The organism is Thalassovita autumnalis, assembly GCF_001458255.1.
GTDB lineage: Bacteria > Pseudomonadota > Alphaproteobacteria > Rhodobacterales > Rhodobacteraceae > Thalassobius > Thalassobius autumnalis.
Window position 1 is genome coordinate 1 of the sequence record NZ_CYSB01000020.1, and the last position, 20,785, is coordinate 20,785.

The 20,785-nt window shown below is 54.4% G+C and carries 13 protein-coding genes; 7 read left to right on the forward strand and 6 right to left on the reverse strand.

Annotated features, from left to right (window positions below; translation table 11 throughout):
• Positions 1 to 137 precede the first annotated feature (137 nt).
• The gene (locus TL5118_RS05030; RefSeq protein ID WP_058243093.1) at positions 138 to 1,739 is read right to left on the reverse strand and encodes a site-specific integrase; all 1,602 of its coding nucleotides are present in this window, start codon (positions 1,737 to 1,739) and stop codon (positions 138 to 140) included.
• Positions 1,740 to 2,090: 351 nt separating this feature from the next.
• Here TL5118_RS05030 and TL5118_RS05035 point away from each other — a divergent pair, with 351 nt between their 5' ends.
• The 6 genes from TL5118_RS05035 to TL5118_RS05060 all read left to right on the forward strand — a co-directional run bounded on the left by TL5118_RS05035 (position 2,091) and on the right by TL5118_RS05060 (position 9,343).
• Positions 2,091 to 2,954, forward strand: a complete 864-nt coding sequence (locus tag TL5118_RS05035; RefSeq protein WP_058260760.1) for a hypothetical protein — start codon at positions 2,091 to 2,093, stop codon at positions 2,952 to 2,954.
• Between the two features lie 703 nt (positions 2,955 to 3,657).
• Positions 3,658 to 5,859 (forward strand): ankyrin repeat domain-containing protein, encoded by a 2,202-nt coding sequence (locus tag TL5118_RS05040; protein WP_165590020.1) that lies wholly within the window; start codon positions 3,658 to 3,660, stop codon positions 5,857 to 5,859.
• Between the two features lie 360 nt (positions 5,860 to 6,219).
• Positions 6,220 to 6,522, forward strand: a complete 303-nt coding sequence (locus TL5118_RS05045) for a helix-turn-helix domain-containing protein (protein WP_058260762.1) — start codon at positions 6,220 to 6,222, stop codon at positions 6,520 to 6,522.
• The gene (locus TL5118_RS05050; protein ID WP_058260763.1) at positions 6,515 to 7,735 is read left to right on the forward strand and encodes a type II toxin-antitoxin system HipA family toxin; all 1,221 of its coding nucleotides are present in this window, start codon (positions 6,515 to 6,517) and stop codon (positions 7,733 to 7,735) included. Before TL5118_RS05045 ends, TL5118_RS05050 begins: the two co-directional genes overlap by 8 nt.
• Positions 7,736 to 7,822: 87 nt before the next feature.
• Positions 7,823 to 8,896, forward strand: a complete 1,074-nt coding sequence (locus TL5118_RS05055; RefSeq protein WP_058260764.1) for a hypothetical protein — start codon at positions 7,823 to 7,825, stop codon at positions 8,894 to 8,896.
• 249 nt (positions 8,897 to 9,145) lie between these two features.
• Entirely contained in the window at positions 9,146 to 9,343 is a 198-nt protein-coding gene (locus TL5118_RS05060; RefSeq protein ID WP_035262952.1) for a hypothetical protein, read from the forward strand.
• Between the two features lie 59 nt (positions 9,344 to 9,402).
• On the opposite strand, the gene TL5118_RS05065 is transcribed toward TL5118_RS05060, so the two are convergent.
• From TL5118_RS05065 to TL5118_RS05085, 5 genes are read right to left on the reverse strand one after another with little or no spacing between them, the layout of a single operon-like run.
• Positions 9,403 to 10,539, reverse strand: a complete 1,137-nt coding sequence (locus TL5118_RS05065) for a DUF4268 domain-containing protein (protein WP_058260765.1) — start codon at positions 10,537 to 10,539, stop codon at positions 9,403 to 9,405.
• A gap of 20 nt (positions 10,540 to 10,559) precedes the next feature.
• Positions 10,560 to 13,634 carry a type III restriction-modification system endonuclease gene (locus TL5118_RS05070; RefSeq protein ID WP_058260766.1) on the reverse strand — a complete coding sequence of 1,025 codons (3,075 nt, stop codon included), beginning with the start codon at positions 13,632 to 13,634 and terminating at the stop codon, positions 10,560 to 10,562.
• A 4-nt stretch (positions 13,635 to 13,638) separates the two neighbouring features.
• Positions 13,639 to 15,573 (reverse strand): site-specific DNA-methyltransferase, encoded by a 1,935-nt coding sequence (locus tag TL5118_RS05075; protein ID WP_207383435.1) that lies wholly within the window; start codon positions 15,571 to 15,573, stop codon positions 13,639 to 13,641.
• Positions 15,574 to 15,600: 27 nt separating this feature from the next.
• Complete coding sequence (locus TL5118_RS05080) at positions 15,601 to 16,269, reverse strand: DUF4391 domain-containing protein (protein ID WP_058260767.1); 669 nt, start codon at positions 16,267 to 16,269, stop codon at positions 15,601 to 15,603.
• On the reverse strand, positions 16,266 to 19,538 hold the full coding sequence (locus TL5118_RS05085; RefSeq protein ID WP_058260768.1) for a helicase-related protein: 3,273 nt from the start codon (positions 19,536 to 19,538) through the stop codon (positions 16,266 to 16,268). Before TL5118_RS05085 ends, TL5118_RS05080 begins: the two co-directional genes overlap by 4 nt.
• Before the next feature lie 593 nt (positions 19,539 to 20,131).
• On the opposite strand from TL5118_RS05085, the gene TL5118_RS05090 reads away from it, so the two are divergent.
• Positions 20,132 to 20,773 (forward strand): ArdC family protein, encoded by a 642-nt coding sequence (locus TL5118_RS05090; protein WP_242601726.1) that lies wholly within the window; start codon positions 20,132 to 20,134, stop codon positions 20,771 to 20,773.
• Positions 20,774 to 20,785: the final 12 nt, after the last annotated feature.

Consider the following 20,785-nt stretch of genomic DNA (forward strand, 5'->3'; position numbering starts at 1 on the left):
GGACATCTAGCAGGCACTCCATCACGCCGTCAGAGCGGGGACACCGGACGGATACTACTGTTAGATGATATGCTGATTATTATCTAAGATAATCCACTCCAAGTAATTATAATTTAACCATAATATATATCAGTGGCTTATAAAGTCTTGTGAGGTTGGTAGAGTTCAATAGCCCTGCTGAGTTGGCTAACCGAGTAACCTTCCCGCAAATATACAGATTGGGTTACGCCACTGCGTTCATGTCCTACAATGCACTGGATTATTGGATCGGAAACATCAGACCTAGCAAGCTCGGTGACTAAGCTATGCCTTAGACTGTGGAACACTCGGGTTTTGTCTTTGATTTCAAGGCGCACGAGAAAGGTCTCGTTGAACCAGCGGCCCAAAGCTCGGCCATACCCTCCCTTTTTGTTTAGGTTGAAATCAGGCAGCAGCCTTTGTCTGTCAGTTTGAGTGCCGACATAGTCGAGAAATCCAAGTTCGATCAGGTGGGAGTGGACCGGAACTTTACGACGCCCTGCAGCTGTTTTGATGCTTTTGGTGTCGTCGCCTTCGTCAGTAATATGAATGTACCACGAACCATCTTTCGCCTGTTGAATGTCACTGGTCTGAAGCTGGCAAACTTCGTTTAGCCGTGCGCCAGTAAAGAGGCCAAGTAAGGCACCCCATCTGTGGCTTTCAGTTGGGCATTGCTTGGTCGTTGTATCGGTCAGGGCGCAATAGATTGTTCGTAGTCGCTCTTGGGAGAAGGGTTTGCGGTATTGTTGCTTGGATTTCTTTTTGGAGACACTCATGCCTTCAAATAGCACCTCCGATGCATAACCGTGTGCAACCGACCATTTTGAGAAGTTGTGGAAGCAGGACAGGTAACTGTTCACGGTGCGAGCGGATAGCTTTTCCAATCCTTGCACTTTAATTGCATCATGCAGAGACAGGCCCTGCAGTTCTTTCTTTTTGTTCCGGTTTCTCGGGATTGCCATGACAACCTCCTTGAACTCGGCTGCATCCCGCTTGCTGATCCCACCTAGCTTCATTTCAGCTCCAAAGTGCTCAACAAGGACATTTAGGTAGGCACGGTACTGCTCTGTAGTTCCTTGCTTTGTCTCTCGGGCGCTATTGTCCAGATAAGCGGCGACGGCGTCACCAAGAGGGGCTCCGAGCTCCTCAGGGGCGTGTTGCGGGGCTTCACGGGGGAGAGCGGTAGGGTTGGTGCCAAAAGAATAGTGCTCGGCGCTCTGGGCGGCTTGCAAGACCTGCGCGAGCATATCTCTGCGACCCTTTCTGAGCTCGATTTGCGCATTGGGTAGGCTGTCAAACCAATCTGCATCGCTTACACGCATTTTGCGTTTGAAGCGTTCGATCGGTAGATACAACTCACTGGGTAGATCCATATCGAGGTAGCTCTGGTGATCAAGCATTTCACTTTCCGCTTCAGCGAGTGCCTTGCGAGATAGTCCGCGTTTGTCCATCCATGAGAGGTACTGAGCCAGCTGGCTCTTAAAATACTCCCTAACCAACTCTCTGATCTTGTCTTGTCGAAGTCTTGCCAATGCTTCGTTGTCCTTGGTGCTTTGCCCGCAAGATGCGAGATAGCGTGACAGAATGCCAGCCCGTTCGGGGCAGCGAGTACGAAGCGAAATCTTGATGGTTGGTCGCTTGCCTACTTCGGTGCAAGGGAGCGGCCATCGGAAGTAAAAAACTCCGTGGCGTGAGAGGCTTAGATAGGTCGACAGTTTCAAGGCGGTGTGTTCCACTTTGTGTCACACTTGCCGTCTTCTGGTGCTAACTCTTTGAGATCAAAGGAAGTGGAGGCGAGTACCGGAATCGAACCGGTGTACACGGATTTGCAATCCGGAAAATTTCGTTGATTTCAAAGGGAAAAATTGTAAACGGACTTGTTTCGTTCAGGGTCACTTTTCAATAGGTTACGAGGCCCAGGTAAACGGTTTTTCACAGGCTCTTGCTCTGGCGAAAGGGCAAAGAAAAACCGCTGAGGGGGCGGCCACCCACCTCAACGGCATAGAAGAATATTTCCGTCCCAACGCTTACGGCATTTCCGGTCTAACCTCAACCCAATTGGCGGTGAGACCATGAGCTGGCGCATCGCAAATGAATGCGCCGAGCGCCGCTTTGGCAGCGCCGCGCGCAAGCAGATCATCATGTTCCTAGCCGACAAAGCGAGCGACGATGGCTCTGGTATCTGGTGTTCGAAGGGGACCATCCAGCGCCACACAGAGCTCAGCGAGAGCACGGTCAAGCGCACCATCATCGACTTCCTGCGCGAAGGCATTCTGATTGAGACGGGGCGGCGGCACTGCAAGAATGGCTACACCGTCATTTACCGCATCGTTCTGGAGCGCGTGGCCGCGCTCGAAACCACGGCCGAGCCCGACATTGAGACGGGGGTCACTGTGAACCCCGTCCAGCCTGAACCCGGTACGGGGTCCACGGTGAACGGGGTAGGGGGTTCACGGTGGACCCCAAACCATCCTAAAACCATCCATAAACCACCTACGCGCAGGCGCGAGGCGGCGGAGGAGGTTGAAGATCTTGAAGCGGAGAAGATCTTGGCGGCCTATCCTGAAGACAGGATCCGAGACCGGCGGACCAGTCTGCGCCTGATCGCTGCGGCCTTGAAGGTGGGAGTAGAGCCCGATGACCTGCTGCTGGCGGTCAAAGCCTATGCCAAGGAAAGCGAGGGCTACACGCGCAGCAAGGTCTGCTTCTCAGACAACTGGTTCAAGATGCGACGTTGGGAGAAGGGGCTTGCCCAGGTGCAGGCGGACCGAGAGAAAGCGCGAGAGGCCGAAGCCAAGGGGCGTGCTAGCCTCGCCGAGTGGATCCATGAGCGCCATCCCTTGTGCCGCCACATCACCAACCGGCAGATCGAGGACTTGATCGCGTCAAAGCTGGTGACGCCTGAGCAGGTGCGCGCGGCAGGTCTGCAGGCGTGATCTTACGACCAATTCTCGCTGCCCATAAAATCAGTTTTGCGACTGTATCCCCGATTTCCTCACGTATGGGGGCGGCTGCAATTATCTCTTTCATATGCCTGGCGACATTCAGTTGCGAGGTGGAAAATCGAACACCGAAGAGGAGACGATATGTCAAACCCACGCCCCACGAACGGCCCGTCCACCACCGGAAATAAATCTGGTTCTGGTCGCGGAAACAATCCGCCCAAGGGAAAATAAGGAGCCTGCGGCCCGCCGTGTGCAGGATGCACAAAAGCTGCTGCAAAAGGCACCGCCACGAAAGCTACTGAAAAACTGATTGGGATGGTGGTTGTACCGCCATCCCGTTATCGAGGTGCAAAGTGTATTATTCCAAAGACAAAGAGTTGAACAAAGTGATTGCAGAGGAAGTGAAGTCCGGGGCGCGGTATGTCTCCGGAAAGAAGCATGCCAAGCTTTTCTTGGCAGGTGGTGGATTGCTGGTATTCTCCCGAACGCCGAGTGATCGACGGGCGTTCCGGAACGTGAAGGCAGAACTGTCCAGGTTGCATCGACAACAGGCCGAGGTGTAACCGTGTCCGACGCTATGCCTAATACCCAACTTCCCACTTCAACCTCCGCACTCCTATACTTTGTGTCATTGTTTTCCCCTCCGGAATGGCAGCACTCAGAACGCCGCCGCTATACAAGCTCGGAGATGCGGTTGGAAAAAGGGGCTGACTGGAGCGTCGAGTTGCTTGATCTGCTTTGCCGATCATTTGGGCAAGAGAACGCTCAATCTCCAACACTTTGGCTGGACTTTCTGAAACCTGTTTCTGAAGGTTTAGGTATTCTGGATGCGCTGGAACTTCACACACGGACATATTCGGCAACTCCGCAGCAAGCGCTTTGGGTGCTTCTTGCGTTCGACATTGCGCCTGCGCTTGGCAGAACGTGGGGTTTTTGGTGCCAGGATGAGCCGCTCTTGCCTCTGATGCCCGAAGACGACCTGTGGTTTTTGCCTCATCAAGACCCTACAAACCCCAATCGTTTGATCTTGCCAGTCGAGGCAATACTGACTTGGTGGCTTGAACGGGTTGAAGGCCCTCAAAATCGACTTTGGGGGGAGTACGATGACGAAAGACGACGTACCCTCGACAACTGGAAGTCAGGCCGAAGAACGCCAGCGATCTCCCGGATCATGGAGTGGTTCAGTGACGATTATCAATTTTCATACAAGAGTTCAGATGAAGCTCATCTGTCCACGGCGCAGCTTCGCTCATTATTGCTTTGGGCGCGCGCGATTGAGCAAGCTTACAAGGATCTCGTTGGCTACTTGACGCCGGGTGTTGCGCCGAACGATGCGGAGCCTATACGAAACAAAGCGTTGCAATTGATCGAGCTCTTTAGGTGGAGCCACGAGGCCACAGTCGTGACAGACCCTACCAACCCAGCTTTGGCCGATCAGGCGTTCGTTGAGGCGTTACCATCGTGGATAAAGGAAGGCGCGTTTCGTGCGATTACTCCAGATCGATCTGGCAGGCTTCTGGCAGCTGAGCAGGTGGCCGATTTCCTGAGCGAAATTTTCAAGGCGATGCCACATGACGATGCTTTGCCCGTTATGTTCAAGGAAGTGACCTTGAGAGCGCCTGCGCCGCCTGTGCAGGATCTTGACCTATTGGAACAGCGCCGTACAGTTTTGGGGGCTATCGAGAATATCTTGCTAGCTTGGAGTGGCGGCAATTCTGGTCGTCAGCACCGTGTCGCCGCAGGTTTGGCAAAGCTCCAACACTTGCCCAGAACCGCTGAGTTTGAACCAGATATTGCTTATCTAAGCGCCCTCAACGCACTGTCATCGGGTGATTTTAATGAAGCGCGTCAATATGCCGAAAATGCTCTCGAGCTCTGTTTGACGCGATCCGTCGGTCCACTGAAACTGGATATCGCACGGCTCAACTTCTCACTGGCTGTTGCTCAGGATGCGTTCAACCGTGCCAGTGCAGAACGAAGTTTTCGAATTCTTTGCAAATCAGTCCAGCCTCGAGATGCAGCTCGCTGGAAACTCGGCGAAGGCCCGATCGATTATTCAATGCGGTTGGCTGCCGCCGATCACGCGGCTTGGTTCTGGGGCAACATTGTTCGCCCGTATGAAGGGGTGGAAATCGAGGCACCGCTTCAAGAAAATTCCGAGATCATTCGTGCATACGCAGATTTGCTTTTCTCCGGCGCTTCAGAGGTGGAGGTGCGTGCCTTCAAAAAGAAGTTTGGCGGCCAGTTGAAGCGCAAGTTGCGAGATGTGCGCGGCGACACGTTCTTCACTGTGACATCAAAGATGGTGCCGGATCTTGTGCGTGTGATGCGGCAAATGCCAACCTATTCCGGGATCCCCAAAGAACCCTCTGAATTGGCCAACTCGATGGCCGCAACGCATTTGAAGCTGGTCAGATTGCTACCCACAGACGTTTTGGATGCGCGAGACTATTTGAAACAGACTGCGCTGATGCTAGCGGCCGAGCGAAAAGATGTGGACATGATCAAAGCACTTGTCGACCGTCATGTGGATATCGATGCGCAAGATGTGCTTGGTCGGACGGCATTGCATTCAGCAGCCAAAGTCGGAGCTGATCGATGTTTTGAAATTCTTCTTGCTGTGGGCGCGAACCCGACGCTTCAAACATACACAGGAAAGACACCTGCCATTTTTGCCGCAGAATTTGGTCGTGCAACGATCTTCGAGATGAGGTTTGCATGCTCGACGTATCAAATGGGCAGAAGCGAGCTTGAGGAAGCGCACAAACTGTCGCAGGAAGCTGCCAAGAACTTCAAGGCAAAGCGCAAGGCATATGCCGCTCAGGGATACGAAGTCGCTGGACGGAAGGGCTTCCAGAGGATTGCTGCTTTGGCATTGGAGATGCTGGATGAGTGAGCTCCGCCTGTGTCTTTTTGGGATATGGGGATCTTTCACCAAGTCATCCAATGGCAGATTTAGGGTTTGGTCACATCAAAGCTGGTAACGCCCGAACAGGTTCGCGCGGCAGGTCTGCAGGCATGACTTTCGAAGGAGGCGACGCAATCGCTTCGTTCGAGCAGACGCGTTGAATGAGTGTGGTAAGGTGACCGGGTTGTGTTTCGTAATGGTAACCTTAATGCGCCCAATGTTATACTGAGTTAACATAAGTTGTGACTGGTGTGACCGCGTTGGGGTATGGAGCTAAATGGTGGAAATTGACATTAATGTTTTCTCAGCTTAACATAGGGTTGCTTAGTGTCGCTTGGAGATATCATTATGGCTGTTCCGATCAAAATGCCCAGGGCGGCGCGTAAGGAGCTCGTGGCACTTGGGGAAAACATTCGTGTTGCGCGACTGCGCCGCAAGTTGACCGCCGAGATTGTTGCGCAGCGCGCTGGCACAACGCGGCAGACCATTGCCAAGATCGAAAGCGGGAACCCTGCAGTCAAGATCGGCACTTACGTGGCAGTGCTGCAGGCGCTCGGCCTCTTGAAAGGTTGGGGGGATATCGATGATCCGGTCGGTGAGCAGATGGCTCTGGATGACCTCCCGCAGCGTGCGAGACTGAAAAATGGTTGAGGTCTGGATCGACTGGAAGGGGTTGAAACGGGTTGGCACGCTCCACCGCATAGCGGGGCGCGGCCGAGAGCGGGTATCCTTTACCTATCATGACGACTGGCTTGCCGACGAAAATGCCTTCGGGCTTTCGCCGGACATGCCTCTCGTCAAAGGGCAATTCGTGCCTGAAGCAGGGCAGGACATGCTTGCACCACTTGGGGATTCTGCCCCTGACACTTGGGGCAGAACGGTGATGCGGCGTTTTGAGGGGCGCATGGCAGAGGCCGAGGGGCGACGTCCGAGGACACTGCAAGAAACCGACTACCTGCTTGGCGTAAATGACGAGACCCGTTTGGGTGCGCTGCGCTTTAGGGTTGATGGCGAGTTTCAAGCACCCGAGGGCATCGGCGTGCCTGCGCTCGTGAGCCTCGGAGATTTGCTTCATGCGTCTCAGCGCGTTCTGCGCGGGGAGGAGACTGCTGAGGACCTCAAAATGCTGTTTGCGCCGGGAAGCTCCCTAGGCGGTGCTCGGCCGAAGGCCAGCATTCTTGACCAGCACGGCCGTCTTTCTGTCGCCAAGTTCCCGAAAGAGACGGACACCTATTGCGTGGAACGCTGGGAAGCTATTGCACTGGAGCTCGCAAGGCGTGCTGGAATTACGGTTTCAGACCACACGCTTGAGATGGCTGGCGACAAGCCGGTTTTCTTGTCCCATCGGTTTGACCGGAACGCCGATGGCAGGATCCCGTTCATCTCAGCGATGGCAATGCTGGGTGGCAAAGACGGCGAAAGCTACAGCTATTTGGACCTGGCAGACATTATCACCTCGGAAAGCGTCACACCCGATCAAGACCGCGAGGAGCTCTACCGGCGGGTCGCTTTTTCCATTCTCGTGACGAACCTCGATGACCATATGCGCAATCATGGATTTCTGCGTGGGCGTGGCGGCTGGCACCTTTCACCGGCCTACGACATCAACCCTGTGCCGAACCAACCGCGCGTGCTCAAAAGCTACGTTGATGACGATAATCCGGATGCCAGTATCGCCCTGCACCGTGCGCAACATGAATCCTATCTTCTCGAACGCGGCGAGGCAGACCGCATCATTGCAGAGGTAGCCGAAGCAACTATGGCTTGGCGTGACGTTGCTCGGGCTTTGGGGGCTCCTGAGAGGGAAATCAAGGAGATGGCGACAGCCTTCGAGCACGAGGAAGCGGATTTGGCGCGAGCGTGAATTATGGTGATCGGCCAGCCTGGGGTTCTTGAGATGAGGACGCAAATCCATTGGCCTCGAATTAAAATACTTTGAAAGCGGATGCTAATGAGCAGATCCAAATTTGAACTTAATCTCGATACTGTTCGAAAATTGGCGCTTTTTGTTTTGAACAGCTTGGCGGATCAGCCAAAAGAGTGGGTTGCTGTCGGTAAGGCTTATCAGGAACTGCACGGCTTTGGCGACGATCCGATCTTCAACCAGGTTTTCGTGCGCCTCTTCACTGTGATGAGAGACGAAATGTGGGTCGGGTCTCCGCAAGAAGGACCGAAATTCACGGTCGGCCTGACCTTCAAAGGGCAAACCGTCATCCGCCACGAGGCGGAAATAGACTTGATCTACGAGCGACACTTTCATTCATGGGCAAAGACTATCGAAACTGCTGCTAGAAAGCAGCGGCATCTCGATCAACAACGGGCAGCCAAAGAGCAAGAAGTCCAAAAGAGGTTGGAAAAGGGGAAATCAAAAGAAGCTCGCAGAAAAGAAGAGGTGAAGCGGCAAGTAAAAGCTCGTCAGAAGCGAGAGATTTCATCACTCGTCGAAAGCGGAAAAAGAATTCGCTCTTCCCTGTCCAAGTCAAACAATGAGCAACTCTTAAACCTGTGGAAGGCAAACACATCACGTGCAGCCAATTCGACAGGCCAAAAGAAAAACGAACACCTTTTGATTGTTTCCGCTGTCGAAAAGGAGTGGAGGCGAAGGGTCCGAGATTTGCCCGAGGCGGAAGCCTTCAAATGGCCAACCACAGATGTTGGAAGTGGACATGGTGGTGGTGATTTTGAGAGGGCTGAGGAAAGCTTTCTGAAAGTGCTCGGATATACGGTCGGGAAAACAAATGGCTTGCCAGCATCAACCCGGCAGTTAATCCTGGACCGCTGCTTCTCAGGGCATCTTCCACCAGTCGAAGGGATTTCTGCGCTTCGAATGTGGGGCGAACCAAAGTCTGCCTTAAGGCTTAGAAAAATCGCTTATCACATTGCCGGTCTAGCGAAAAACTTCAAAAAAATGCAGTCACGCGGCTACGAGGATGCGATTTCGGATTGGGAAGACGATCTGAAGTACATGCATGACAAATACTACGTCCGTCATTTTGGCTTCAGTTGGCCAGGCCGTGGTCTCTAGTTCTGGTTCTTTTGAGGCTTGTGTAAGTTACGCAGCAGTATTTTGGGTTTGCCAGTTTTTCGTTCTCACTGCCGTGCTTCCGATTGCTGAACATAAGCGGGCAGCCGTAGCAGACGCGGGGCAAGCCCCGCTTCAACAAGAAAATTCCCCTGCGCCAGCGCATTCCTCGCGAGGCAAGTTTCTCGCTGACAGCCCCTTGGTGCCAGCTTTGGTCATGTTCATCGAAACACTCAAAGTGAGGATCAAAAAATGGCCACTCAAACTCTGAAACTGAACGTCAAATCCGGCGAAAAAGACGGCAAGAACTTCTGGGACCGCTGCGGCGTCCTCTTCGTGAACACCGACGACAGCGGCAACATCACGTCGATCAATGTCAAACACAGCATGTTCCCCGATGTCGAAATGGTCGCCTTCCCGCGCCGCGATGAAGATCCGGTCACCGAGTGACCTCAGCGCCAGGGCGGGTTCACCGCCCTGGCCAACATCTCTGGAAACTTAACCCTCAGCTAGGTCGCTTCATCTTGAGACCGAACCTGAGGGTTCAGGCGCGAAAGGGGGGCACTGAAGGCCGCTTCCAGTTTTTGGATATGAGCGGCAAGCCAACCAATCATCTCGGGCCATGCTTCCCGATTGAAGCCGTCAAAGGGTTGAGCGTAGACGATGCGGCTTGCCTTTTTGTCGTCCATGCGTCGCCAATCAAGCTCAGCACCGAACGCCGCCTCGATCGCATCTTTCTGTCCAAATAATTGATCGAACAGCCACTTGTTCTCTGCGGTTTCTGACCGCTGCAAGCTTATCTCGACCCGCGCTTCATCTCTCGAGAAGATCATCTGATAGGGGCAAGACCGGGTCCCAGATCCTGCGCTGAGCCAATGATCCTTGGTCGGGCTTATATTCTGGTAAAGTGTAACGCCGTCGACACGCAGCTGTTCAAGGGCCGCTTCCCAGAAGTCCAAGCGCAGCTTGTGCCGCTTCTTCTGTGTGTCCTGGATGGCTTTCTCTTCGTTTTCTTTGCTCGACATCCCGATCATGAAGTCAGCCGCTTCCGGCGTCGGTATAATCTGCTGAATATCGACCATCAGCTCATCGCCAAACGAGTACGGGGTCACTTTGAAGCATTGTGCACGAATTCCGCGGCTGAGGAGCCACAGGACCGTTGCCGTGACCTCACGCCGAAAATTGGCTGCGATAAAAATCATCCGCTGGTCATTTCCGGGGTTCAGGACGGTCTCTTCTAACTCCTCGACTTCCATGAACTCGCAGATCCGCACGGCCGCATTGCCGCCGCCCGCATAGCGGTCGAGGTATTGTTGGTAGATATCGACGATCTGCGTCTTGGTCAGGCCCGAGACGTAGGCGGTGTACTTCAGCGCCTGCCACGTCACATCTCTCCCGCTGTCATCAAGCTTGTTCTCGATCACAACGAGGTTGCCGTCCTTGTCGAGCGCCAAGAGATCCAGGCGTTCACGGGTTTCATCAAACCCGTCGAACTCCTTCTGAATGATCAGCAATTCCTCCCCTAGGGCGTCAGGTTGATTGGCCAGCCACTCTTGCAAATGGTCGCGCTCCCGTAGGTTCAACTCAGAAAAGCGTTTCTGGGACAGGCGGGACAAACGGTTTTGGTTCAGATCAACACGGAACATGGGCTATCTCCAAAGCATCGCTAAGTGCCCCGAACTGCAGACATGAGCTCAGAAAAGTCTGACACAACATCATACTTCACCCGGTCATTCGGGACGCTGTTCGCAATCTCCTCGAAGAACTTTCTGGCGCACTTGATTTTCTCGCGTTCCAACTCGCGGAACTTGAGGGATGGCTGAGAGCCCTTTGTTTCCGCAACAAAATAGATGTGCTGGACTGATTGCTCTTTGAAAGCTATCGCCCAGTCGGGATTGTAGTCCCCGACAGGCGTGGGGATGAGAAACCCCTGCGGTAGCTTCGAATAGACGACGATTTCATCGCTTGTATCCAGGTCTTCGACAAACTTTCGTTCGACCCCGGAGTCGACCACAGCATAGTCGTAAATGTGGTTTCGCAACTTCCCGACAGCCTGCGTCAGGTCAGTGCCACTCTGGGTCGCGGGGAAAATATCGGTGTCGTATCTGTCGGTAGTTGCATCATAGGTCAGATGCTCGATGACAGTCGTGGCCTTTTGCTCTTTGATTATGCGTGAGGCCTCAGAGATGAACTGTTCAGGGTTGGCCTGGAACGTCGAGAACTTCGCAGCGCTCATTCCGGTCAGAATTTTCCCGATCGTCCCACGCGTCAAGTCTGCTCCTTCGGCAAGTTTGCCGATGACATCATATGAAACCAGCGAGTGGGCAGAGCTGCTTTCCTCACTGCGTATACCCGATTGCTTGAACGCAGCTCCGGTTCGAAGCTGAGCCTCAGTCAGCTCATCCGAAAGTTTGCCTTCGGTGACGACGTATTGCAGTGGCGAGACAACGAGATCCCGGTCCAAAGCATCGATGCAGCGTCTGACCAGGTCATTGGAGTCAAATTCGACCTGATAAACAGCCTTGCGGTTGATGCGCTGCCAAAGTTCCTGAAACTCCTTCTTTTCGAAGTTCTTGTTTCGCGGGATTGCTTTGGGCTTGCGGCCATCGCCCATCATGTTCTCGAGCTGGCTTCCGTTGAACACGGTGTCGACCAGTTGCAGGATCTGTTCCTGTTGGTCCAGCAGTTCTTCGGGCAACGCAGCCAGCGTGCCCGCCTCACGCGCGTCATGATACGCTTGAGTGATGCCATCATTATCATCGATGTAGTCGTTCTTGACGAGATACCGCTCGATGCGTTTGGCCATGTCCTTGGTTACAGTGGTTTCACTGCCGTTGACCGTGATCGACTTGCCTTCGAAGTACTCGGCGTTCGCTTGGCGCGGGCGCTCCGACAGGTTTTCAGCGATTTCCTTCTGAAGCCCGCCGACAAAGTCTTTATAGCTTTCGCTGGCCACCACGGTCAGGACGTTGATGTCATGCACGGTTGCCGCGTGATCCATACGATCGCCGTTTTTGTTGACCGAAATGCGGAGGCCCCGGCCAACCTCCTGGCGACGCGATATGGTGTTGTCGCTGTGCTTGAGCATGCACATCACAAAGACGTTCGGGTTGTCCCAGCCCTCGCGCAACGCGGAGTGGGAGAAGATGAACCGCGTCGGCTCTTCGAAGGAAAGCAGCCGCTCCTTGTCCTTCAGGATCAGATCGTAGGCTGAAACGTCATCCGTCAAACCGGCGAACTCACCACGCGCTTTGACCTTTGGATCAACGAGCTTGCCCTTCTTGTCGATCGAGAAATAGCCGTTGTGGGTCGCTCCGACGTCGATGCCCTCCAGATGCTTCCGGTAAGCCTCATCCTCCAAGGGCAACTCGCCAAGATACTCGGCCTTCAGTGCTTCGTATTCCTCTTCGAAAACACGGGCATATTCGCCTTTTTCGTCCTCAGCATCGTAGTCCCGGTACTTGGCGACCTCGTCGATAAAGAAAAGCGACAGCACCTTGATGCCCTTGGCGAACAGCTGCTTTTCACGCTCCAGATGGGCCGCGATGGTCTCGCGGATCTGAATGCGGCGGATGTCACGTTCAGTGATGTCGCCACTGGCTTCACCGGCCTTCAGAACCGCTCCGTTTGTGAAATGCACCTCGTCCACGCGCGCGTCGATGTCAGAGACGACGAAGTCTCGATACTGATCGAGCCCCTTGGACAGATCAAACAGGTTGCGGCCCTTCTCAACCTTCCGCAGCACCCGCTTGATGCCCGAGCCGGTCTTCACCTCCATCTCAACCCGCGCCACAGGGTCGCTTTTGGAAATCTGGATGCCTTCCAGATAGAGATACGCGTTCGTGCCCGTCAGACCCTTGGCCTGAATGCCGCGCACTTCGATCTTCTTGACCAGCTTCTGGCTGAATGCGTCGACCGCATCCAGACGATGCACCTTGTTATGGATCGTCTTGTGGGTCGCGGAATAGCGCAGGATGAACAGCGGGTTGAACTTGGGCAGGGCGTTCTGCGTTGCCGTGCCTTCCATCTTCTGCGGCTCGTCCAGGATCAGGATCGGGCGGTTCTTGGCAATCACGTCGATGGGGCGGCGGGACTGGAAGTCATCCAGCTCTTCGTAAATCCGCCGGTTGTCAGCACCGCTCGCATTGAACGCCTGCACGTTGATCACCATCACGTTGATACCGGCGTCCGAGGAAAAGCTCTCCAACTCATGCAGCCGCTTGGAGTTGTAGATGAAGAACCGCGCCTTCTTGCCGTAACTTTCGACGAAATGCTCTGCCGTCATCTCCAGCGACTTGGCCACACCTTCGCGGATCGCGATTGACGGAACCATGATGATGAACTTGGACCAGCCATAGCGTTTGTTCATCTCGAAGATGGACTTGATATAGCAATAGGTCTTGCCGGTGCCGGTCTCCATCTCGATGTCGAGGTTGATGGCCGCGCCCGCCTTATAGCTCGCCTTCTTGGGCTTGCCCTTGTCATCGACAAAGGTGCTTAGGCTTTCGGACAGGGGCAGGTTCTGGCGCTGTTGTACCTTGCGGATGTTGTCCAGAACTTGGCTCGCAGGCATGGCAATATCGGCGTTGCGAAAACCATCTTCGTCGGAGCGCATCTGCGCCCGGACACCGGGATCAATCCGATAGACTTGGGCCGCCGTGTTGGGCTGGCCTTCGAAGCAATCGACCACGGCCTCGACCGCCGCTGTCTGATAGGGTTGCGACTTGAACTTGATCTTCATGGGGTCAAATCGCCTTTACTTCGGTCTCGGGCGACATGGCTTTGAAGATCTGGCGCACGTTGATCTTGGTCTGATCATTGGCAAAGCCTGTGTCCTTGAACACGATCCGCATGGGGGCGTGGCCTGCCAGCTCTTTGACCAGATCTTCGGAAATGCCATCGTCGAAACAGGCCATCAGGGCGGTGTCGGCGACGAAGAAGACGGTTTTGCCTTGGACGGTCTCGCGGCGGATGGGCAGGGTCAGGTCAACGCCCCAATCGAGCAGGACCTGGAACAGCAGATCCTCGGCCGTGCGGTCGGGTTTGACGTTGTCCACCCGGGACAGCAGGTCCGCCTGAGAGGTCTGATCCGGCGTGTAGAACACATCGGCCATGTTGGAGCTGTCGATCTTGAGTACGCGGAAACCGACATCCTTGTTCCAATCGGGGTGACACTCCCCTTCGAGGATTTTCTGACCCGCGCGGCGGATGCGTTCTTTGGAGATTTCGGCGATATTGAGTGGAACATTTAGGCCTTCGCAAAATTTTGCTGCGACCTTTTGCGTTCTACTTTCAGTATCCAACTCTTCAGGAAGTTGGACCATTACAAACCGCCGTGCTCCTGCATCAAGGGCATTCTGAAGTAGGCTTGCATGTGCGGTGGCGGACGATCCTGCAAAGAAGTCCAGAATTATAGCCTCTTTGTCATCCCCAGTTATGAGTTCAATGAGCCTTCGAACAAATTCAGTCGGCTTAGGAAAGGAAAACACTTGGGCGTCGCCGAAGATGTCTACCATTTCGTTTGTGCCGTGCTGGGTATAGACACCATCGACGATAGAGAAAAACTTAGACGCCCGTGTTTCCCCGGTTTCGTCCCTCAGGTATTGCTTCGAAGATAAGGTCCAACCTCCGTCTTTTGCCTTCTGAAAATGAACCTCCCCTCCTGCGAGGGCTTGCTCCATTCTATCTTTGCTCCAACGCCATTGGCGTTTCGGCCATACTTCAGTGCCATCCGGGGCTTTGACGCCAAAGTTTAGATTTGGGCGGTCTTCAAAGCTTTTCATGGCCTCAAGTGGATGAGTCCTATAAGGCCCTTTTTTCTCGAAGTGTTCGTCCTGATTTTTGTAGTAACGCTGGATGGAATCTTCGCCCAAAGGCACATAGAGATTTGGCACGCTATTGATATCGCGGGCGTACATCAGCGCATACTCATGGATGGAAACTAGGTGTCTTTCCTTCGCACCCCCACCATATCGCTTTTTCCAGATCACGTTGTCGATGAAGTTTTCGGGTCCGAATATTTCATCACAGACCTTCCGAAGGTTATGCACTTCGCTGTCATCAATGCTGACAAAGGCCACGCCGTCTTCAGTCAACAAGTTCCGGGCCAACCTCAGCCGCGGGTAGATCATGTCGAGCCAGTTAGAGTGAAAGCGGCCAGATCCTTCTGGGTTTGCTACAAGCTTGTTTTTGTTTTCATCAGTTTGCTGTGAGAGATCTAAAAAACTCTCAGAGCTTTCCGCAAAATCATCATCATAAACAAAGTCATTCCCCGTGTTATACGGCGGGTCGATGTAGATCATCTTGACCTTGCCCAGATAGGTCTCTTGCAGCAGCTTCAGGGCCTCAAGGTTGTCGCCTTCGATAAACAGGTTCTGGGTGGTGTCGAAATCCACGCTTTCATCCCGCGCGGGGCGCAGGGTTTTGGCGATAGGGGCGTTGGCGGTGATCAGCGCCTCGCGCTTGCCCGGCCAGTTCAGGTGATAACGTTCCTGTGGGCCCTCGACGATGCTGTCCGTCAGTTCCTGACGTAGTTGGTCGAAATCCACCGCCAGACGCAGTTTGCCGTTTTCATCCGCCGCCTCTGTCACGCAGCCGGGGAAGAGCGCACGGATCTTGGCGATGTTGTCCTGCGTCAGGTCAGGGCTGTGCATTTTCAGCTTTTCGATCTCGTCACTCATAATCGTCCCCACGTTCTTTTCTTGGGCCTATTCCGGCTTTTTCAGATGCTCGAAGTCCGCCTGCGCCTCACGCAGCTGGCCGTGCAGTGTCATTTTAATGTTGAATTGCGTCTCGCGATTCAACTTTGATTTTAGCTGGCTGATCTCACGCTCTTTGGTCTTGAGGGCGTGCGTCCGGTCCATCCGCGCGCTCAAGGATTCCGCCGTCTGCGGCACAATCGGCATGAGCGCCGTCAAGATCTGTTCATAAAGCACGCCAAGGTTCAGCGCCACAGGCAATGGGCTGCGGGGCGTGTCGGCAGGCAGCCAGTCCGAGCGCAGATAGTCCGAGAGCACCCATTTGGCCGCGTCCGCCTCTGACGGGCGTTTGTGGGCGGCGGCGATCTGGATCTGGCCGTCTTGTTCCAGTTCGAACAGGATCGGAAAGGGGATGGCGCGGTCGATGGCCTTGAGCACATCGTCATGCACCGCGTCGGTTTTTAACGTGACGCGGAACACCTGTATTTCCGGCACGGACTTGGTGGCAGGCAGGTTGATCGTTTCAGGGGCCAGCTTGGCGCGCCATGTGATCTGATCGACCTGCGCGACGAATTTGTCCTTGAGCGCGGTGCTGGCCTGAACCCGGTCATAGATCCGCGTTTTGGGCACGACACGTTTCAGGAGCGCGGTTTTGGGGTAGTTGTAGAGCGCCGTCATGCCGGGTCTCTCACGACAATGAAGGCGAGCAGTTCAAAGTCATCGAGCCCCGCGATGGTGTGGGTCAGCGCCGTCGTGTGCCCGCCGGAGAAGAGGCTATCGAGGTCGCGCTCTTCCTTCACCTCGATCATGGATTTGATCGCGTCGCTGAGCAATTCGGAATACTTGCCCATCTCGCGCCCGTCCTTGGTTTCCGCGTTGAAGGCGTCGCAGAGCGCCTTGATTGGCTTGTCGAGCCCCTTGCAGCTGGCGCGGATCAGGTCGAGCAGGCGCTTCACCTCGGTGTGGTCGGCGATGACGTTCGCGTCATTGTCGAGGTAGATCAGGTAGTAGGGGTGCAGCCGGTTCTGCTGGTTGACGTTCACGTCCGGGTGGATGTTGCGCAGGGCAAAGATCACTCCGGGCTGCAGGCCTTTGGCGGGATTGGACGGGACGATGGCGTGAAGGCCCTTGGGTTGGCCCGCCAGATCGCCATGTTCCTTGGTGTAGTTCAGCAGGTCCATGCGGAAGTCGTTCAGGCCCAGGTCTGTGATCGAAACGCCGGTCTTGACATCCTCCAGCTCGATCACCTCTTCCTGCAAGCGCTGCAACTGGTCCTTGCGGTAGGCAACATCGCTGCTTTTCGCCGTCAGCACGTTGTCTTCGCCGGTACCAGTCAGATCGACAATATGCATCCGGTTTTCGACGCGTTCTTTGAGGTTGATGTACTCGTCGAGCGAGATGTCGGGCCAGTAGTTCACCAACTGGATGGCGGTGTTTGGTGAGCCGATCCGATCAACCCGGCCAAAGCGCTGCACGATGCGAACCGGGTTCCAGTGGATGTCGTAGTTGATCAGATAGTCGCAGTCCTGAAGGTTTTGCCCTTCGGAAATGCAGTCGGTGCCTATCAAGATGTCCAGCTCTTCTGGCACCTCCGGCATGATCAGGGCCTTTTCTTTCGCCTTGGGGGCAAAGAGGGTCAGAACCGACTGGAAATCGTAGTGAGGCTTCAAGGTCGTCTTGGGGTTCCCTGAGCCCGTGACGATGCCCGTCTCGGACCCCATCGCGCCCTTCATCGCAGGTGCGACGTGCCGATAGAGATATTCGGCGGTATCTGCGTAAGCGGTGAAGATGAGAACCTTGCGATTGCCGGGGTTCAAGGGAGTAGCCATCTTCTGCTTGATTACGTCAATCAGGTGCTGCAGCTTTGCGTCTTCTTCGACGCCAACTCTTTCCATCTCGGTCAATAGACCTTGTATGATTTCGCGGTCGCCCCCCAAATCAGCCTTCCACGTTGGGATATCCATATCAGCGAGGTCGATCTGGATCTTCTTGCCAATGGTGAACTCGCCAAGTCCCGAAAGGTCATCATCGTCGGTGTCCAAGTTGTCAACGTCATTGAAAACGTCTTCGATTCTGCCGTTGCCGCCACTGGTTTCGAAGCGATCGATGGCATCCTGCATCGCACCGATGTTTCGGTCGAGCGCGCCCAGTGTGAGGCGGAAAGCTTCTACTGAGCTTTCAAGGCGCTTCAGAAGGTTCGTCGTCATCAGCGCTTGCAGGCTTCGCTCTCGATCGGCCTGGCGCAACGTACCTTTGGAGCCCTCTGTCTTGGTGTCGTAGAGCTCCTCATATTTCCTAAGGCGGCTCGGTTGGATGTAGTTCACCGGCGCGTAGACAGCCATTTTGAGAAGGGATAAGCCGCCATAAATCTCGTCAAACCCCACGACATCCTCGCGGAACGTGATCGGCAGGTGATGGGAGATTGGCTTTTTTCGTTCGGGGAATTGCCCTATGTCGGCCGTATCGTAGAATTGCTCGATATGCTTGCGAGAACGTGCGATCGTCACCGAGTCCAAGAGCTCAAAGAAATCAAGATCCAGCGCTCTGAGAATGGATTGTGCCGTGCGTTCCGCTGGAGGGAGCTCTGACCAAGTATTGAAGGCGGTTTGAGCCTTCCGGAAAATCTCTTCAACACTGGATTTGGTCTTCAGGTTTCGGCTCAACGTGTCCGAATGCCCCTCGTATGCCAATGCGAGCTGGTTGCGTAGGTCGGTGAACCTGTTGTTCACGGGGGTCGCGGAAAGCATCAGAACTTTTGTCTTCACGCCGGATCTGATGACCTTGTTCATCAGCTTCTGGTACCGAGTTTCCCGATCCTTGTAGACGTCGTTGTTTCGGAAGTTGTGAGACTCATCGATGACGACCAGATCATAATTGCCCCAATTGACCCGATCGAGGGGGATGCCCAGAGACTCGCCCGATGTTCTGGAGAGGTCGGTGTGGCAGAGGACATCATAGTTGAAGCGGTCGGCTGCAAAGAGGTTTGTTTTGAGGTTCGTGTTGTAGTTGCGCCAATTGTCAGCAAGCTTTTTGGGGCAGAGAACCAGGACAGATTTGTTCCGTAGTTCATAGTATTTAACGACAGCAAGCGCGGTGAACGTTTTTCCCAAGCCGACGCTGTCCGCAAGGATGCAGCCGTTATAGGTTTCCAGCTTGTTAATTACCCCAGTGGCTGCGTCTCGTTGATAGTTGAACAGCTTGTTCCAGACGAGGCTATCCAAGTATCCCGTTTGGTCATTGGGCAGCACATCCTCGTCGACCTCCTCAAGGAATTCCCTGAAGATGTTGTACAGGATCAGGAAGTAAATCCTTTGCGGCGAATTCTCTTGGTAGACGGCCTCAATGTGCTGAAGGACTTGATCCGTCACATCTTGAACATTTGCGGGGTTGGCCCAGACCTGATCAAACAACGAAAGATACGTTTTTGCAGACAGATCATCTTCGAAAGCATGCGTAAAATTCGAAACAGCGTTGCCAGGCTGGTAGCCCAAATCGACGGCAGAAAACCCACTGATAGGCGAGAAAACCTTGTTTCCTCTGCGCGCTTCGATGGTCGCGAATTGCTGCATCGGGGCGTCAGTAGCGTTGGATTTAAAGGTGGCTTTCCTCCGGATCCAGTCCGCGCACTGTTTTGCGATGGCCTTTTGGGTCAATTTGTTCCGAAGATGAATTTCAAATTCTGTGCCGTACAGCGCGGTTTCCCTGAGCTGTTTCGGGATAAAGAACTCTCGTTTCTCTTTCCTCGAACGCCCGAGAGCTTCGTTCGGAATGAACGTCGGATCTGTCAGGATGAACTCGAGTTCTTCGACACTTTCCAATTCATCCCGCAGCGCTTCGTATGCAAATATTGAGAAGCAACTGGCCGCCACCCGTATTTTCGCACCGGCTTCGGACCCTGCTTTCAGTTCATCTCCCAAGAGGACAGAAATGTTGTCGATGATTTTCAAAAGATTGCCCTGAATTCGAACGGTTTTTTGTAAACGTATCGCGTAACGGCCTGTGTTCACAGCCCAAATTCAACCTATGTACACGGATTATCTTTCGGATCATCGCCAAGGCTGTTTGACGATCAGAAGTGCCGCAACAGGTCGTTGCGACACGCCAAGCTGATGTTCGTCTTGTTTCGAGCCCACGCCTAATCGCGCGGGCAACATCTCCCAGTAGACTGCACCGAGGCTCAACGGGCCGTTGGCCCGCTCACCCCGGTTCAGGCATCATTCCTTTTGTTTGGTCCGCCCAACATCCCTGACCGTGGCGGTCAACCATAGTCCATCCCCAAAATCAGCCACCAATTTCCCCTGTCTCGCGGGCGAGTCATTCCTCGCGGGGCAAACTGGCGTCTGATTTTGGCGCAGACATTTTCTTCGCAAATGTGGCCGATTGACAGCCCCGTTCAGGGCCGTGGGTCGGGCTTTGCCCTCTCCCACTCTGTTCCGCCGAATACATGCGTATTCGGTCAGACCAGGTGGCCGAGGCGCAGCCCATCGGCGGAAGGGGGCAGGAAGCCTCACCCGCGTCACTTTGATCGAGGAGGCCACAAATGGCACCGAAGTTTGATGTTTATGCCCATGTCACCGACACCATTATTGCAGAAATCGAGGCGGGCACGCCGCCTTGGCGTAAGCCGTGGACCGGAAGCGCGTCCGGCGTTGCCTTGCCGACCCGACACAACGGCGATGAGTATCGCGGGATTAATGTCCTGATGCTCTGGGTCATGGCGGCCAAGCATGGCTATGTGTCCAGTCGCTGGATGACCTACAAACAGGCGCAGGAGCTGGGCGGACAAGTCCGCAAAGGTGAAACGTCGTCGACCGTGGTCAAATACGGGACGTTCACCAGAGAGAACGAATTGGGCATCGAGGAAGAGCTTCCCTATGCGCGCGCCTATCGTGTGTTCAATGCGGATCAGATCGAAGGTTTGCCGGAGGATTACTACATCCGGCCCGAGGCCCCGCGCGACCTTGGGACGGCGGAAGATCCAGAGCTTGAGGCGTTTTTCAGCCGAACGGGAGCGGAGATCCTCACCAGCGATGACCCGCGCGCCTATTACAGCCCCGCCAAAGATCACATCCACATGCCGCCGATTGCCACCTTTCACGATGCGGCAGGCTATTATGGGACGTTGGCCCATGAGGTGATCCATAATGCCGAGGTTCGGATTATGCCGCGCCGTTCCTCATAACCTGTTGTTCAG

Bases quoted from the DNA above. Each gene is read 5' to 3' on its own strand.
- TL5118_RS05035 (WP_058260760.1), top strand. From the start codon at position 2,091: ATGAGCTGGCGCATCGCAAATGAATGCGCCGAGCGCCGCTTTGGCAGC.
- TL5118_RS05045 (WP_058260762.1), top strand. From the start codon at position 6,220: ATGGCTGTTCCGATCAAAATGCCCAGGGCGGCGCGTAAGGAGCTCGTG.
- TL5118_RS05050 (WP_058260763.1), top strand. From the start codon at position 6,515: ATGGTTGAGGTCTGGATCGACTGGAAGGGGTTGAAACGGGTTGGCACG.
- TL5118_RS05055 (WP_058260764.1), top strand. From the start codon at position 7,823: ATGAGCAGATCCAAATTTGAACTTAATCTCGATACTGTTCGAAAATTG.
- TL5118_RS05060 (WP_035262952.1), top strand. From the start codon at position 9,146: ATGGCCACTCAAACTCTGAAACTGAACGTCAAATCCGGCGAAAAAGAC.
- TL5118_RS05065 (WP_058260765.1), bottom strand. From the start codon at position 10,539: ATGTTCCGTGTTGATCTGAACCAAAACCGTTTGTCCCGCCTGTCCCAG.
- TL5118_RS05070 (WP_058260766.1), bottom strand. From the start codon at position 13,634: ATGAAGATCAAGTTCAAGTCGCAACCCTATCAGACAGCGGCGGTCGAG.
- TL5118_RS05075 (WP_207383435.1), bottom strand. From the start codon at position 15,573: ATGAGTGACGAGATCGAAAAGCTGAAAATGCACAGCCCTGACCTGACG.
- TL5118_RS05080 (WP_058260767.1), bottom strand. From the start codon at position 16,269: ATGACGGCGCTCTACAACTACCCCAAAACCGCGCTCCTGAAACGTGTC.
- TL5118_RS05090 (WP_242601726.1), top strand. From the start codon at position 20,132: ATGGCACCGAAGTTTGATGTTTATGCCCATGTCACCGACACCATTATT.